The organism is Methylobacterium sp. Ger2507 (genome assembly GCF_055231875.1).
Window position 1 is genome coordinate 3,078,161 of the sequence record NZ_JBUYVC010000001.1, and the last position, 15,063, is coordinate 3,093,223.

Here is a 15,063-nt window from a genome sequence, read left to right on the forward strand (position 1 = left end):
CGCCATCCGACCCGTTCGGCGTAGGACGTTAGGCATGCGTTCCTCGGCGGGGCAAGCCAAATTCTGGCGTGCGATCGACGAAGGGCAGAAACTATCGCGAGGATGGCGGATGGCTGCTTCAGGCGACCTTGCAGGTCATCAGCGACGGCAACATCGCGTCGCGACCTACCTATCCGCTCTGAGACCCGATCATGACGGCGACGATCATGACCTAATGTCGGGAAGACCCTTGTTTTTCGGAAGCATCAGCGTTCTTTCCACGCTTTGGCGATCTGGTCGGTCAGGGGCTTGGTGAAATAGCTGAGCACGGAACGGTTGCCGAGCTGCATGAAGGTCTCGACCGGCATCCCCGGCACCAGCCGCAGGGGGCCGAGGCGGTCCTTCTGATCCTCGGGCACCCGGATGCGGGCGGTGTAGAAGCTCATCCCGGTCTTCGGATCGGTGGTCACGTCCGCCGAGACGCGGCTCACCACCCCGTCGATCTCCGGGGTGGTGCGCTGGTTGAAGGCGGAGAAGCGCAGCACCGCCGGCTGGTCGATGCGGACGTTGTCGATGTCCTGGGGCTGGATCTTGACCTCGACCGCGAGCTGGTCGGCCTCCGGCACGATCAGCATGGCGGCCTCGGAGGGCGTCACCAATCCGCCGATGGTGTGCACCGTCAGCTGGTGGACCGTGCCCGATTGCGGGGCGCGCATGTCGACCCGCTTGAGCTGGTCCTCGGCGGTCACGCGCTTCTCGACATATTCCGACCACTTGCCGCGAATCTCCGCGAGGTCCTTGCCGGTCTCGGTGCGCATGTCGCCGTCGATCTGCAGGATCTGCAGCTCGGTCTCGGCGATCTTGCCCCGCGCCGAGGCCGTCGCGGCGACGAGCTGTCCGCGCTCGCCGTCGAGGCGGGCGGCGTCGCGCTCCAGGGCGTTGACGCGGGCCAGCGGCACCAGGTTCTTGGCGTAGAGTTCGCGCACGCCCGTGAGCTCGCCGGTGATGAAGCCGACCTCGCGGGCCTTGGCGGCGACCTGCTCGGTCAGGCCCTTGATCTCTTCGCGCAACTGCTGGACGCGCTCGCGCAGCTGCGCCTTCTGGCCCTTGGCCTGCCCCCATTCGGTGGCCCAGGTTCGAAGTTAGTGCATCGTCGGTCGGGTGACGATGGCAGGGCGAGCGGACGGCACTGATCCGCTCGGTTCCGTTGGCCAGATGACGACCTCAGGCGCAGGTGGCTGGTATCCGAGCGACGAATGCGGCCGGATGCTGTTGTAGTGCCTTCGCCATTGCTCGATCACGACGCTGGCTTCCTTGAGGGTGTAGAACACCTCGCCGTTGAGGAGTTCGTCCCGCAGCTTCGCGTTGAAGCTCTCGCAATAGCCGTTCTCCCACGGACTGCCCGGCTCGATGTAGGCGGTCTGCGAGCCAACCGCTGCGATCCAGTCCTGGACCGTCTTGGCAATGAACTCCGGCCCGTTGTCGGAGCGGATATGGCCTGGCACGCCGCGCAGACTGAACAGGTCCGAGAGTACTTCGATCACGTCGAGGGCCTTCAGCTTGCGGGATACGCGGATCGCGAGGCACTCGCGAGTGAACTCATCGATCACGTTCAGCATCCGGTACTTGCGACCGTTATGCGTACGGTGCTCGACAAAGTCATACGACCAGACGTGGTCAGGCCGCTCTGGCCGCAGGCGCAGGCACGAGCCGTCGTTGAGCCAAAGGCGTGCCCGTTTCGGCTGACGAGCGGGAACCTTGAGCCCTTCGCTGCGCCAGATCCGCTCGACCCGCTTCACGTTCACCGTCCAGCCGTCACGCCGGAGCAAGGCCGTGATCCGGCGATAGCCGTAGCGTCCATACTGGAGAGCCAGCGCAACGATGGCGACCGTCAGAGCGGCCTCGTCCTCGACTACGACAGCGGATTTGCGCTGTGTCGAACGGTGCTGCCCCAAAACTCGGCAGGCGAAGCGTTCGGACACGCCGTGCTCGGCAATGACGTAGTCGACACAAGCCCGGCGGCGAGCCGGGCTCAGAAGTTTCCCGCAGCCGCCTCCTTCAGGATGAGCTTCTCAAGGGTCAGATCGGAGATCGCCCGGCGGAGGCGCTGGTTCTCGGTCTCCAGGGACTTCAGCCGCTTGACCTGATCGCCCTTCAGGCCACCGTACTCGGAGCGCCAGCGGTAATACGTGACCTCGGTTACCTCGATGGACCGGATTGCTTCGGCAACCTTGCGACCTTGCGAGACCAGAACATCCACTTGGCGCAGCTTGGCAACAATCTCTTCAGCCGTATGCTTCTTCCGTCCCATGATGACATCCTCCTCATGGCTCAAAGCCATACCTCAGGGAGGACCACTTTTCAGGGGGCAGACCACACCCACTAGCGACACGTAGCCGGGCTTGGGTAAGAACTGAGTAATCGGCGCATTCGGCTCGATCATCGTCTGACGCAACTCAGTCTGCACAGCATTCAGGTGCGACTGGAGCAGCGAAAAGTCGTCGGGCGAGAGCGCTTTCAGCAAGCGATTGCGAACGGTCGTATGGTGAAACGACGACACAGCTCTTTTTTCTGTCCGGCAAAAGCGCACAGTCTCTCAAGTGCCTGCGCTCGGATCACGCCCGAAGCCGTTTAGGTGCTCGCCCGTAGCTGGAGCTTATGCTTCTTCGAAGGTTTCCAGCACCAGCGCACCCCGAGCCACTCCGCTGTTGCCTCCAGCGTCGGAAAACGATGCTCCACACAATCGAAGGGATGAGGGCGTGTCGCTGCCGGTAGATCCTGCAGCAACTCCGCACACCAGCCTGTAGAAGAGCCTCCGGCTGTGGTCTCACGGACTACCCCTCCGACGATGACCCCATCTAGGGCTAGGTCGTAACTCCCGGGTGCCAGTTGGTGCAGCGTGTATGTCATTGATCGGACAAGGTTCCAGCAGTCAGGATAAGGCGTCAATCTTGAACGGCTGTGGCATGCGCCCGTCCTTCACGCAGACATCGACCTTCGTGGTGCTGATGCCGACGTAGCGCGCAGCCTCCTTACGTTGCAGACCATGCCGGGGAATGGGGCCTGTCGCAAGCCGTGCCGTAGGCAGCAGTAGGCGCCGGATATGCCTCGTTTTCAGGTTTTGTTAACCGCCGGAAGTCCGAAGCAGACGGCAAGCAGTTGGTTCTGCTCGCGGACGGTCCACGCACCGGCAAAGCCGAAGCCTTTGCGCAGCCAAAGCATGGCCTCGAAGCCGCAGGTCGTGCGTCGCGCCGTGTTGAACGAGTGGAAGCCGCCTACGCGCGGCATGAGTTGTTTCACCCGGAAGTGGTCGCTCTCGATGCCCTGCTGCAGCTGCTTCGTGACGTAGTGGGTTGGGGTACAGGCCGGGAGGCCGTCGGTCCTCACGGCCACGATGGCAGGCGGATAGATGCTGGCGCCGTCCGTGCCGATCCGGTCAGGCGCGAGTAGCGGCTGATCCGCCAGCATTTTGCGGAAGAAGCGCTTCGCGGCGTCGAGGTCGCGGTTGGCGGTCAGCAGGAAGTCGACAGGATTACCGTGCTTGTCGATGGCTCGGTACAGATAGCGCCACTCACCGCGGACCTTGATGTAGGTCTCATCGATCCGGACCGATCCGCAATGCGGCTTGCGGAACTGGCGTAGCCGCTTCTCGATCAGCGGCGCGTAGGCGAGCACCCAGCGGTTCAGGGTGCTGTGATCCACCTCCAAGCCGCGCTCCAGGAACAGCTCCTCGATATCGCGATAGCTCAGCGGATAGCGCAGGTACCAGGAGACCGCTTGTACGATGAGCGCAGCCTCGTAGTGCCGACCCTTGAAGTGGGCCTTCGAGCGCGGCTTGAGCTTGGCGGCGATGGCGGACAGGATCATGAGGCGGCCCCCAGAACGGAAGGCGCCATGCAGGCCGTATGGTCTACGTCGAGTAAACACCGGCGCTATCGCCTTTGCGACAGGCCCTGCAAAAGGCGTGTCACTGGCTCAGCTGTGACAGCTCGATATCTCTCTGTATGCGCTGTAGCGCGGCAATCTGGATGATTGGTCGCATTGCCTCGCCTGAAATGCTCCCGGCTGTTGGGTCGTTGCCTCATCTGATTTGCTCCCGACACTGGTTCGGCGGTGGAGGCGGCGATGAGGCGGGTAAGCATGGCGACGCTCGATGAACTGCTTGTGGCCTTGGCGGCTCGATATCGAGGTAGCGGACGCGAGGAGAAGACCCGTATCCTGGACGAGTTCGCATCCATGACAGGGCACCACCGCAAGCACGCGATGCGGCTGCTTCGGGCCGGTCCATCGGGACAGGCCCCAGCCTCCCGACCAGAGCGGCGGGTCTACGGCGCGGCGGTGGGCGAGGCGCTGATCGTGCTCTGGGAGGCTTCCGACCGGATCTGCGGCAAGCGGCTGAAGGCGATGATCCCGACGTTGCTGCCGGCGATGGAGCGGCACGGGCACCTCGACCTCGTCCCCGACATCCGGGCTGCGCTGCTCGCGATCAGCGCGGCGACGATCGACCGGGCTCTTCGTCCGCAGCGCGAGCATGTCGGTGCCGGTACGCGCCGGCGCGGGTCGCCATCGGCGCTGCGGCGGTCGATCCCGGTGCGGACGTTCTCGGACTGGAACGACCCACCGCCCGGCTTCATTGAGGTCGATCTCGTCTCGCATTCCGGTCCGGTTGCCTCGGGCGCCTTCATCCAGACGCTGGTGCTGACCGATATCGCCACCGGCTGGACCGAGTGCGCCCCGCTCTTGGTCCGGGAGCAGACGCTTCTCGTCGGCGTGCTGCGCGAGGTGCGTGCCCGGATGCCGTTTCCGCTGCTCGGGTTCGACTCGGACAACGACAGCGGGTTCATCAACGAGACGGTGCGGGACTACTGCCTTGCCGAGGGGATCGTGTTCACCCACTGCCGGCCCTATCGCAAGAACGACCAGGCCCATGTCGAGCAGAAGAACGGCGCAATCGTGCGCCGGATCGTTGGCTATAGGCGGTTCGAGGGGCTGGCGGCCGCCCGGGAGTTGGCCGCTCTCTACGCGCGGACGCAGCTGTTCGTGAACGCCTTCCAGCCGTCGTTCAAGCTCGCCGAGAAGGAGCGTGACGGCGCGCGGGTGCGTAAGCGCTATCATGCGCCGGCGACACCCTGCGACCGGCTGTTGGCTGATCCACGCACGTCCGAAGAGATATGTCGTCGGGTCGAGGCAGTGCGCGCCGACCTCGATCCGGTGCGGCTCTTGGCCGAGATCCGAAGCGGCCAGAAAGCCCTCGTCGCGATCTCTGAAAGCACCATCGCGCTACCGATCAACACGCCAGCTACGCCCATCCCGGTCGCCGACTTCCTGGCGGGGCTGCGCACGGCTTGGCGGATGGGTGAGGTTCGACCGACGTCGCAGCCCACGATGAAGCCGAAGCGTGGACGCCGTCGTCCGGATCCGCTCGTTACGGTCACCGACGACCTGCGGTCCTGGTTCGAAGCGGACCCTGCGCAGACCGGAAGCCAACTGCTCCTGCGCCTCCAGACCTCCGATCCCGACCGCTATCCGGACGCACTGCTCCGAACGGTACAGCGCCGTCTCCGGATCTGGCGTAGCGAGATCGCCTCCCAGCTGGTCTTCGGTATCCCGAATCAGCCGCCGGCGGCCACGACCTCGGGAACAAATGTGTGAGGCAACCAGCTCAAGCTTCGGGAGCATTCCTCAATGAGGCAACACGCGTCACCATCCTGATTGTCGCGCTGCAATGCGCATTCGCTTCAACAGCCCTTGGATCTGGCGTAGATCATTCTCTGCGTCCGTGGCACTCTCGCCCTCAGTCAGCAGAGTAGCGATGTGCAGCATCTGCTCAACGCGTCTAGCTTCCGCTTCGCTGATGAGATGATTCAAGGTAGCAAGCCGATCTAGTTCTGAATCAGCCATTTTCAAACGCCTATGCTTAATCCTGAACCTTCAATAATTCCGTCTTCAGCAAAGTATCAAATCCATTTGTTAGAAATACTACTTCCGCAAAGGCAGTTTTTTCAGACTCGTCATGATGTACCAACGGCGAGCAGGCTAAAGATTAGCTTGCAGTCTCGTTTCAGGTATAAAACTCTCAGACCAGCATTCGTAATCTCTGCTATAATAATCGGCAGATAGGTATATAGGCAATACGAAATATCAATTGCAATTTAATTGATCATTAACGAGTGGAAAATCATAATGACATGAAATCAGAGGAGCAATATTGGACTGGGAGATATCAAATGTCAGACCAAAGACGCGTCCAGAGGCAGCCTTGTTATCTAGATGCTCGGATCTTTGTGCCTAGAGCTAGTGATCCTATCCGCTGTACAATCACGGATATCTCAACTCTAGGCGCGTTCGTGCGACCTCATACTGAGCAATGCATTCCCGCGAACTTCGATTTGTCTATTGGCGGAAGCAGGTTGCCCCGGGCTTGCCGCATCGCTCGTCATGAAGCTCATGGCTTAGGTGTCGAGTTTCTTGACCCTGTCCGGCATGAAGTCGAGGAAATTCTCATTGAAAATGCGTTCAAGGAGGAACTGCTCTTTGAGGCGCTTAGCCCAACTTTGAACGGCGTCGCAACGATGGCCACTGTGCGTCTCCAACAAACGGTGAACGCCGTCATGGGACTGATCGAACGGCGCAACGCCATGAGCTGGCAGCCCGATGCCTTCGAACCTGACCCCCTCAGACATGCGTACGATCCGCGCGGTGGTCTCAGAGTCCGTCCGATAAGTCATGAGGCGCGTCCCAGCCGTCGAACGAGGATCATGACGGCAGCGGCGTAGAGGAAGGCTTGGGCCGAGGCGAGGGTCGCCTCCGGGTCTTTCCAAAGGCGGCGGTTGCGGCTGATCCAGCCAAAGAAGCGTTCGACCACCCATCTGCGCGGGTGCACGGCAAAGCCGACTTGATCCTTGGGTTTGCGCACGATGTGGACGGTGATGATCGTTGCAGTCGCGGGCCTGTCGCCCGCATAGCCTGCATCGGCGAAGGCCTTGGCGATGAACGGGAAGGTCCGCCGCGACAGGCGCAGCACCGGTCCGGCCCCATCGCGATCCTGTACGTCGGCGGCCTGCGGATCGAGCACGAGCGCGCGCCCGTCCGTGTCGACCAGGGCCTGACGCTTGCGGCCTTTGATCTTCTTTCCGGCGTCGTAGCCCCGGGGGCCACCGCTCTCGGTGGTCTTCACGCTCTGGCTGTCGAGTACCGCGGCGGTGGGTGAGGCATGCCGACCAGCCCGCTCGCGGTCGGCCATGACGAGCGTGTGGTTGATCCGGCCGAACAGCCCGTCGTCGCGCCAGCGCGCGAAGTAGCCGAACGTCGTGCTGCGTGGAGGCAGGTCCTTCGGGATCAGCCGCCAGGCGATACCGCCTCGCAGCACGTAGAAGATGGCGTTCAGGACCTCCCGCGTCGTCCAGACTGGCGGGCGGCCACATGGCGCCGGCTCCGGCATCAAAGGTGCGATCACCGCCCACTCGGCATCTGTCAGGTCGGTTTCATAGCGCAGGCCCGCACGGCTATGCTGCCGCCGGGTGGTCGGGGTCCACATGGCAGATCCAGGTCAGGTTTCAGCACCCTCTTGGAATCACTGCCATCCCGGCCACTCAACCCTGCCTCAGCCCCTTATCGGACGGGCTCTAAGGGTTTCGCTGGACCGCAGGACACGGTCGATGCCGATGAACTCTTGGGTGCGGAAGCCTGCGGAAAGCGTCAGCAAGGCATCGCGGACCGCATCCACCGGCACCTTGTCGGAAGGCTGGGCCAGGATCGCCTTATGCGGGGCGTCATGGAAGGAAAGTGTAGGCGATTGCCCGCAAGAACGCATCATCCTTCGTAGGATCAGGCAAGAACTTGAGAGGTTCCGGTAACACGCGCTGGATCTGGAGCGGCATACCCGGCTAGCCCAACGAACGGAGCCGTCCCTTGACCAAGATCGCCCTCGTCACCGGAGCCAGTCGCGGGCTCGGCCGCAACACCGCGCTCAGCATCGCCCGCCACGGCGGCGATGTCGTCCTCACCTACCACAGCCGCGCAGACGAGGCCGAAGCGGTCGTCGCGGAGATCCAGGCAATGGGCCATAAGGCGGTCGCGCTGCAGCTCGACACCGGCGACGTCGGCGTATTCGCCACCTTCGCCGAGCTCCTGCAGGCGGCCCTGCGCGAGACCTGGGGCCGGGACACCTTCGACCACCTTGTGAACAATGCCGGCCATGGCGACTACGCCCTGATCGGGCAAACGACCGAGGAGCAGTTCGACCGGCTGGTCGACGTTCACTTCAAGGGCGTCTACTTCCTCACCCAAACCCTGCTGCCACTCCTCGCGGATGGTGGTCGCATCGTGAATCTCTCGTCGGGCCTGACCCGGGTCTGCTTACCCGGCTACGGTGCCTACGCCGCCGTTAAGGGCGCGGTCGAGGTGCTGACCCGCTACATGGCCAAAGAGCTCGGAAGCCGGGGGATCGCGGTGAACACGGTGGCCCCTGGCGCCATCGAGACCGATTTTGGCGGCGGCGCTGTGCGCGACAATGCTGACCTCAATACGCTCTTCGCAGGTCTCACAGCGCTCGGCCGCGTCGGCGTGCCGGACGATATCGGACCGATGGTCGCGAGCTTGTTGACCGACGAGAACCGCTGGGTGAACGCGCAGCGCATCGAGGTCTCCGGCGGCCAGGGCATCTGACAGCACTGCGGGCGTCACGGCGGGCACGGCCAGTCCGAGGCGCCCCCCCTCCCGACATGGCGGGACAGGAGGGCCTATGTTTGACCAAGGGGCCTCGCGAGCTCTCCCTGTAAGGGACCCGCGACTCTGCCGTGGCGAAGCGCCGTTCATGCTTGCCAACCCTGAACCTCGGCACCGCCGAACACGACCTGGTTGCGGAGGGGTGGTCGGGATAAGCTGTAAAGGAGGTTCTCGCTGCCACCGCTCACCGCATCGAGCGCCGCGGCATGCTCGGCCGAGAGAGTGAGACCGAGCGCTGCCACGTTGTCGGTCACCTGCTCGGCCCGGCTCACCCCTAGCAGTGTTGAGGCGACACCCGGTCGTCCGACGACCCAGGCCAAGGCCACGCGGGCCGGCGTCTGGTCCGCCTCCTCGGCGACGCGCCTCAAGACGTCCACGATCCGCCAGTTGCGGTCCGTAAACAGCATGTCCCCGAAGGGATTGTCGCCGTCGAGCCGCTTGTCTCCCTCGGGGCGCGCTTGGTCATTCGCGGCTCCTTGGTTCGGAACTCCCCCGCGCCGCGCAGGGCCAGCCTCGACCTCGGCACGGTCGTACTTTCCCGCCAGCAGGCCATAGGCGAGCGGGCTCCACGGCACGAGGCCAAGGCCGAACGCTTGTCCCAAGGGGACGTGCTCGTTCTCCACCCCGCGCTCGACGAGCGAGTAGAAATACTGCAATCCGATGGGCACGGGCTGGCCGCGCAGCCTCGCCAGCGTGGCGATCTCGGCTACGTACCAAGCCGGCGTGTTGGACAGGCCCCAGTAGCGGATCTTGCCTGCCCGGATAAGGGCCGTCATCGTCTCCAACAGTTCCTCGGCCGGCGTAATGCCGTCCCAGACGTGCACCCAGTACAGGTCGATGAAGTCGGTCCGTAGGCGGGCCAGCGACCGCTCGACCGCCGCCCGGACGTGCCGTGCGCCGTTGCCTCCCTGGTGCATGCCCTGTCCTGTGGCAAAGCCGGACTTCGTGGCGATGACCAAACGCTCCCGGAGACCACGCTTTGCCACGAAGGCACCGACCATCTCCTCGGATCGGCCGCCTGCGTAGACGTCGGCCGTATCGACGAAGTTGCCGCCGAGCTCGGTGTAGCGGTCGAACACCGCGCGGCTGTCTGCCTCGTCCAAGCCCCACCGTGGCGTGCCGAAGGTCATGGTGCCGAGCGCGAGAGGGCTCACGAGGAGCCCGGACCTGCCGAGAGCGCGATAGGAGTGAAGGTTCATCAGGAAGCTTTCTGTCACCAGCATGCACGGAGCCGGTCTCACTTCAACGGCTCGGGGGGAAGGAAGGGAGTTCCCGGGGTGAGCAGGGCGAACATGGACCGGAACAAGCATGCGGATTAGACAGGGAAAGCCGCACGGGTTGCTGAAGGATTTTCAGGAATGGATCGCGACCTCTGGTCGGGGCTCGCTGTGTTCGCCACCATCGTCGAGGCCGGCAGCTTCGCGCGGGCAGCGGTGCGCCTCGGTCTTTCCGCCTCCGCCCTCAGCCACACCATGCGTGCTCTCGAAGGAAAGCTCGGCATCCGTCTCCTTGAGCGGACCACGCGCTCACTCGCTCCGACGCAGGCGGGTGTTGATCTCCTGCAGAGCCTCCGCCCGGCCCTGGCCTCCGTCGAAGGGGCGCTCGGCGCGCTGGCCATGAACCGTGAGCGGCCCGCCGGCCGTATCCGAGTAAACGCGCATCGGCCAGCGGCCGTGCACGTCGTCCTCCCGCGCCTGACGCCGTTCGCCGCCAGCTACCCCGACGTTGCAGTGGAACTCGTGGTCAACGACGGGCTCGTCGACATCGTGGCCGAACGCTTCGATTGCGGGGTCCGGCATGAGGGCGAACTGCAGCGTGACATGATCTCGGTACGGATCAGCGACCCCGTGCCGCTCGTCTTCGTGGCCGCGCCCGCCTACCTCAAAAGCAACGATGCCCCGCAAGCGCCCGATGACCTCGGCCGGCACCGCTGCCTCTGCTACCGCTACACCTCCTCGGGCACGATCCACGTCTGGGAGTTCGAGCGGGACGGACATCGGTTCGGGCGTGCGGTGCCCGGGTCCTTCGTCACCAACGACGTCGACGTGATGCGCGACGCCGCGGACGCCGCCCTCGGTGTCGCCTGCCTGCCGCGGCCGCATGTGGAACGACAGATGGAGAGCGGCGCGCTCGTCGAGGTCCTCGCGGGTTGGGCACCGGTCCTGCCGCCGAACCACCTCTACTATCCGAGCCGTCGACAGCCCAGCGCGGCATTCCGAGCCTTCGTCGAAGCCATGCGCATGTGAACGACCCGATGCCCACTTCCGCCCCGATCTTTCCCGTCCAGCCTCCCTCGGCTCTATGACTGCTTTCGGGCGGTGCTCGCAGTGACTGTTACGTCTGGGTTGGGTCGCGATTCGCCAGTACGCTCTACGAACGGATCTGGACAATTACGCTCATAACTTAGTGTCGGGAATAACGTCGGACACTGTTGGCGAAGTCGGCGGCTATGCGGCGAGAGCGCTGAATCGTGAGGTGTGGGCCGAGGCCAGGGGTCTGTGCCCGAACCAGGCGGCCAGACGATCCAGGTTGAGGGCAGCGGCCGTGGCCACCCCCTGGAAGGTCGTCTTCGCCAGTCCGCGGTAGCGGGAGCGGCGCAGGCCGAAGCTGCGCACGCCCTGAGAAATCGTGCCCTCGATGCCCTGCCGTTGCGCGTACAGGCGCCGGCCCTGCTTGCTCTCGTGCTGTTTGCGCGCTGCCGCCAATGCCTCGTGCTCGGCACGCGGATGCAGGGTCAGCCGACGGCTTGCCGCTCGGGTGCAGCGCGGTTTGGCCGGACAGGGCCGGCAATCGCCAGGGCTGAAGCCGGCTCGGATGAACGGGCGACCGTTCACTGTGTCCCGGTACTCGCCCCAGCTCGTGCTCTCATGCCCCTCCGGGCAACGCACGCTGCGGCGTTCCCAGTCGACGGCGAAGTCCGTCACCTGGATCGCCTCGGCATTGCGCCGCTGCCAACTATGATTGGACCGCGTCGGGTCGATCAGGTCGATCCCGTGCCGTGCGTTGGCCACCACCAGCTGCTCGGCGCTCACGTATGCGGCATCGACCAGATGCTCGGATGGAGCCAAGCCTGCCTCGGACAGCGCCTCGTGGATCGCGCCGGTGCGAACGGCTTCGTGCACGTTGGCCGGCGTGGTGTCAGTGTGGACGACCAGCCGCGGCAGGCCGGGATCGCAGGTCTCTGTCAGGTGGACCATGTACCCGGTCCAGTCGGTTCCGGATTTGGCCCGGAACCGGCCGTCGATGTCATAGGGCGACTCGACCCGGTCGCCCGGACCACGCCCGCGCGCGTCGCGTAATCGCACCGGGTCGGCTTCGCCGTCCGTGCCGTTCCACCGCTCGAAGTGGCGCGCCCACACCCGCCGAAGGACAGCAATGGCGGGCAAGGCCGCGGCCAATGGCGGCGCAGCCGCGTCGTCCAGGGCGTCGAGCAGGCGATGGCCATCAGCCCCGACCTGGAGCACGTAAGCCTCCCGCTTCGCGCCGGTCTCCGGCAGACGCGTTTCCTCGACGCGATGATCGTAGCGGGTGTGCCACTCGGGCGGGGCGAGAGCACGCAGCCAAGCCGGGGCGGCTGTTGCGATGGCATTGAGGGCCGCACGCAGTGTCTCGGCCAGGAGCTCGACCCGATTGAGGTCGCGCACGGCCGCCAGCACGTGCGTGCTGTCGGTGCGCTGACGGCCCCGCGCCTTGAGCAGGCCTTGATCGCGCGCGGCGTAAGGATGCGGCCCAGCAAGCGTTCGCTGGCCGCGTGCTGCAGGAGCCGGCCCCGGAACTCGCACAGGAGGCTGTGGTCGAAGCCGGGATCGATGAGGTCGAGCGCCAGCAGGTACTTCCAGTCGATCCGAGCTCGGACGGCCTCGGCGGCTTGGCGATCGCTCAGGCCTTCGCGAAACTGCATCAGCGTGACGAGGGCCAGACGCCAGGGCGCGTAGGCGGGCTGCCCGCGCGCCGGATAGAGGTCGGCAAACGTCGCGTCGGTGAAGATGGGACCGAGGCGGTCCCGCAGCAGCAGGTAGGGATTGCCGCGGCGAAACGCGGTTCGAGCGATCCGGGCGGTGTCCTCAGGCACCGGCGGGAGCACGGATTGCGGGCGGAGCGACATGAGTGGCCTCCGGGCGGGACGGCCATCCTACACCCAGACCACCACCCCTCGGAATTCGCCAACAGGGTCACGTCGTTTTCCTTACGAGACTAAGCGTTCAAAGGAATGCAGCTTCTTGTTAGCGCGGCGATGGTACGAGGCTCTCTCATGTGAGGAGAGCCGATGCTTCGTTCGCTTATGGCGCTGGGTTTAGCTTGCTTGGCATCGGCAGCAGTGGCGCAGCCAGCCAGCATGGTCCTGGCTCATGAGAATGGTCTGGCCTCTTTCCCGGATAGCACCACGCCCCACCCGGCGGGTAAGAGTGCTCGTGCTGCCTACCTGTCCATCATCCACCGTGAAGCGGTGTCAGCGGGACTGCCCGTTGAGATCGCGGATGCCGTCGCCCAGATCGAAAGCGGCTACAACCCCTCTGTCATCGGAGGCGTCGGAGAGATCGGCCTGATGCAGGTCCGGCCAGCGACAGCGGCTATGCTAGGCTTCAAAGGCAGCACAGCCGAACTCGCGCAGCCTGAGGTGAACATTCGCTATGGTGTCAGGTATCTGGCAGAGGCATGGCGTCTCGCAAAGGGCGACCTCTGCCGCGCTCTGATGAAGTATAGGGCCGGTCATGGGTCGGAGACGATGTCGCCCTTGTCCGTGAGCTACTGCTTGCGGGCGCAAGCGGTCCTCAAGATCCCTGAGGCCATGAGAGTGGTACAAGCGCCTGCACCCTCATCGCCCCGATCCGCCTCGCTGTCCTTAGCTCAAACGCCTTTGCCGAAAGGCTTAAAGCGAGGAACGCCTGAGTTCGAGAAGGCGTACTGGGCTGCGCACGAGACGCGAATTGCGAAGCTTAGAGCGCAGATCCAGGCGAGTTGGCGGGCACGCGGCGCGAAGGCGACATAGGGCCTCGTTCGACCTGCGCGCGATTGTACGGCGTTCAAAGACGGATCTGGAGGGGAGGGGCTTCGAGAAGGCTATCCCACTCGGCCGCTTCATCCGGCCGGTTGCCCTAGTCCATGAACGGCTCGATGCGGCCAGGATCAGCGAGGGTCCAGTGTTCCGGCCGCGTCTGCCCTATATTCGGCTGATGAGACGATCCCACGCCAACACGCTCCGAACCGCTGCGCTCTTGGCTTTGGCTGTTCCCAGCGCAGCCATAGCGGACACGAGAGCTTTCATCCTCGTCGGCCTCGACGGCAAAACCTTCTTCGAAGCGCAAGGCGGGAGAAACGGGCCGAACGGCCATGACGCGGTCGGCATCCTCGATGTCAGCGACGAGGCGAACCCACGGCTCGTTCACACTCTTCCCCTCGACAACTCGGTCTATGGGCCGCCAACGAACCTTCGGATCACGCCAGATGGACAGCTTGGGCTGGTGGCGAGTTCAGTCCTCATGCGTCAGGAGGGACCGGCTTGGTACGCGCAAGCCGATAACCAGCTCCACGTCATCGACCTCGCAGCCGAGCCGCCGCGCCTGATCGAGACCCTGAAGGTCGGCCTGCAGCCGTCCGGCCTCGCCATCAACAAGGTGGGCGACCTCATGCTTATCGCCAACCGCGAGGGGCGCAGCGTTACGGCGCTGACAATCGGCGGCACCGTCGTTCGCCCAGTCGTCACGGTTGATGTCGGTGACGAGGCCGCTGCTGTCACCTTCGCGCCGGACGGCAAGCGGGCTTTCTTCGCCAAGAACAAGGCTGGGAAGATCGGCGTCCTTGCCATCGACCGCACGGAAGTCAGCTACGACCGAAGCCTTGACATGCCTGTTGGATCCGGCGTCTACGGCCTCGACCTAACGCCGGACGGCACGCTTGCGCTCACTGGCAACACGGGTCCCGAGCCCAGCGACGGCCACGCCGATACGGTGAGCGTGATCCGAGCGGATGCGAAGCGCCCCGTCGTCATCGACCATGTGGGGATCGGCGACACCCCCGAAGCTCTGGCGATCGCACCCGACGGGCGCCACGCGGCCGTATCGGTGGTCCGGGGCGCGAGCGCGCCGCAGGTCAGCCCCGGCTACACGCCAAGCGGTTCCATAGCTCTCCTGGCGATCGAGCCGGAGGGCCGCGTTCGGCGCGTCGCCGAGGCTGAAGCTGGAGCGGTGACCCAGGGCATCGTGTTCAGCCCGTCGGGCACCTACGTCTACATCGGCAACTACGTCGACCGGACGCTCGGCGTGTATCAAATCACCGGGGACACCCTCACGGACACCGGAACCCGCATCGCCTTACCGGGTCAGCCTGCGTCTCTGGGGGGGCGATAGCCGACGCAGC

Annotated in this window: 11 protein-coding genes and 2 pseudogenes; 5 read left to right on the top strand and 8 right to left on the bottom strand. The window is 64.5% G+C overall.

All coding sequences use genetic code 11. The annotated features are described in order from the left end of the window. Positions 1-245 precede the first annotated feature (245 nt). The 3 genes and pseudogenes from ACV7NL_RS14270 to ACV7NL_RS14280 form a co-directional block, all read right to left on the bottom strand. Positions 246-1,088 (bottom strand): annotated as a pseudogene (locus tag ACV7NL_RS14270) (HlyD family type I secretion periplasmic adaptor subunit); the annotation flags it as partial. Positions 1,089-1,121: 33 nt separating this feature from the next. Next, a protein-coding gene (locus ACV7NL_RS14275; RefSeq protein ID WP_463356000.1) for an IS3 family transposase occupies positions 1,122-2,290 on the bottom strand; the annotation gives its coding sequence in 2 pieces (ribosomal slippage) (positions 1,122-2,026 and positions 2,026-2,290; 1,170 coding nt in all). 803 nt (positions 2,291-3,093) lie between these two features. Further along, on the bottom strand, positions 3,094-3,846 hold the full coding sequence (locus ACV7NL_RS14280; RefSeq protein WP_463356001.1) for an IS6 family transposase: 753 nt from the start codon (positions 3,844-3,846) through the stop codon (positions 3,094-3,096). Between the two features lie 258 nt (positions 3,847-4,104). On the opposite strand from ACV7NL_RS14280, the gene ACV7NL_RS14285 reads away from it, so the two are divergent. Continuing rightward, positions 4,105-5,631: an integrase catalytic domain-containing protein gene (locus ACV7NL_RS14285; RefSeq protein WP_463357133.1), complete on the top strand. Its 1,527-nt coding sequence runs from the start codon at positions 4,105-4,107 to the stop codon at positions 5,629-5,631. Positions 5,632-6,431: 800 nt separating this feature from the next. Here the strand turns inward: ACV7NL_RS14285 and ACV7NL_RS14290 are convergent. Both ACV7NL_RS14290 and ACV7NL_RS14295 read right to left on the bottom strand, forming a co-directional pair. After that, positions 6,432-6,662 carry a hypothetical protein gene (locus ACV7NL_RS14290; protein WP_463356002.1) on the bottom strand — a complete coding sequence of 77 codons (231 nt, stop codon included), beginning with the start codon at positions 6,660-6,662 and terminating at the stop codon, positions 6,432-6,434. A gap of 41 nt (positions 6,663-6,703) precedes the next feature. Continuing rightward, complete coding sequence (locus ACV7NL_RS14295; protein WP_292510211.1) at positions 6,704-7,516, bottom strand: IS5 family transposase; 813 nt, start codon at positions 7,514-7,516, stop codon at positions 6,704-6,706. 374 nt (positions 7,517-7,890) lie between these two features. Here ACV7NL_RS14295 and ACV7NL_RS14300 point away from each other — a divergent pair, with 374 nt between their 5' ends. Beyond that, positions 7,891-8,646, top strand: a complete 756-nt coding sequence (locus ACV7NL_RS14300; protein WP_056484667.1) for an SDR family oxidoreductase — start codon at positions 7,891-7,893, stop codon at positions 8,644-8,646. Positions 8,647-8,792: 146 nt separating this feature from the next. Here ACV7NL_RS14300 and ACV7NL_RS14305 read toward each other — a convergent pair whose 3' ends face one another. Further along, positions 8,793-9,929, bottom strand: coding sequence for an aldo/keto reductase (locus ACV7NL_RS14305; protein WP_244476947.1), 1,137 nt, complete (start codon positions 9,927-9,929; stop codon positions 8,793-8,795). Between the two features lie 135 nt (positions 9,930-10,064). On the opposite strand from ACV7NL_RS14305, the gene ACV7NL_RS14310 reads away from it, so the two are divergent. After that, a complete protein-coding gene (locus ACV7NL_RS14310) occupies positions 10,065-10,952 on the top strand; it encodes a LysR family transcriptional regulator (protein WP_056484668.1) in 888 nt (295 codons plus the stop codon). A 201-nt stretch (positions 10,953-11,153) separates the two neighbouring features. Here the strand turns inward: ACV7NL_RS14310 and ACV7NL_RS14315 are convergent. Next, positions 11,154-12,811 (bottom strand): annotated as a pseudogene (locus ACV7NL_RS14315) (IS1182 family transposase). A gap of 231 nt (positions 12,812-13,042) precedes the next feature. On the opposite strand from ACV7NL_RS14315, the gene ACV7NL_RS14320 reads away from it, so the two are divergent. Then, entirely contained in the window at positions 13,043-13,696 is a 654-nt protein-coding gene (locus tag ACV7NL_RS14320) for a lytic transglycosylase domain-containing protein (RefSeq protein WP_244476837.1), read from the top strand. 106 nt (positions 13,697-13,802) lie between these two features. Here ACV7NL_RS14320 and ACV7NL_RS14325 read toward each other — a convergent pair whose 3' ends face one another. Beyond that, positions 13,803-14,093, bottom strand: coding sequence for a hypothetical protein (locus ACV7NL_RS14325; RefSeq protein WP_244476836.1), 291 nt, complete (start codon positions 14,091-14,093; stop codon positions 13,803-13,805). Positions 14,094-14,168: 75 nt separating this feature from the next. On the opposite strand from ACV7NL_RS14325, the gene ACV7NL_RS14330 reads away from it, so the two are divergent. Then, positions 14,169-15,053, top strand: a complete 885-nt coding sequence (locus tag ACV7NL_RS14330; protein ID WP_244476835.1) for a lactonase family protein — start codon at positions 14,169-14,171, stop codon at positions 15,051-15,053. The last annotated feature ends 10 nt before the right edge of the window (positions 15,054-15,063 follow it).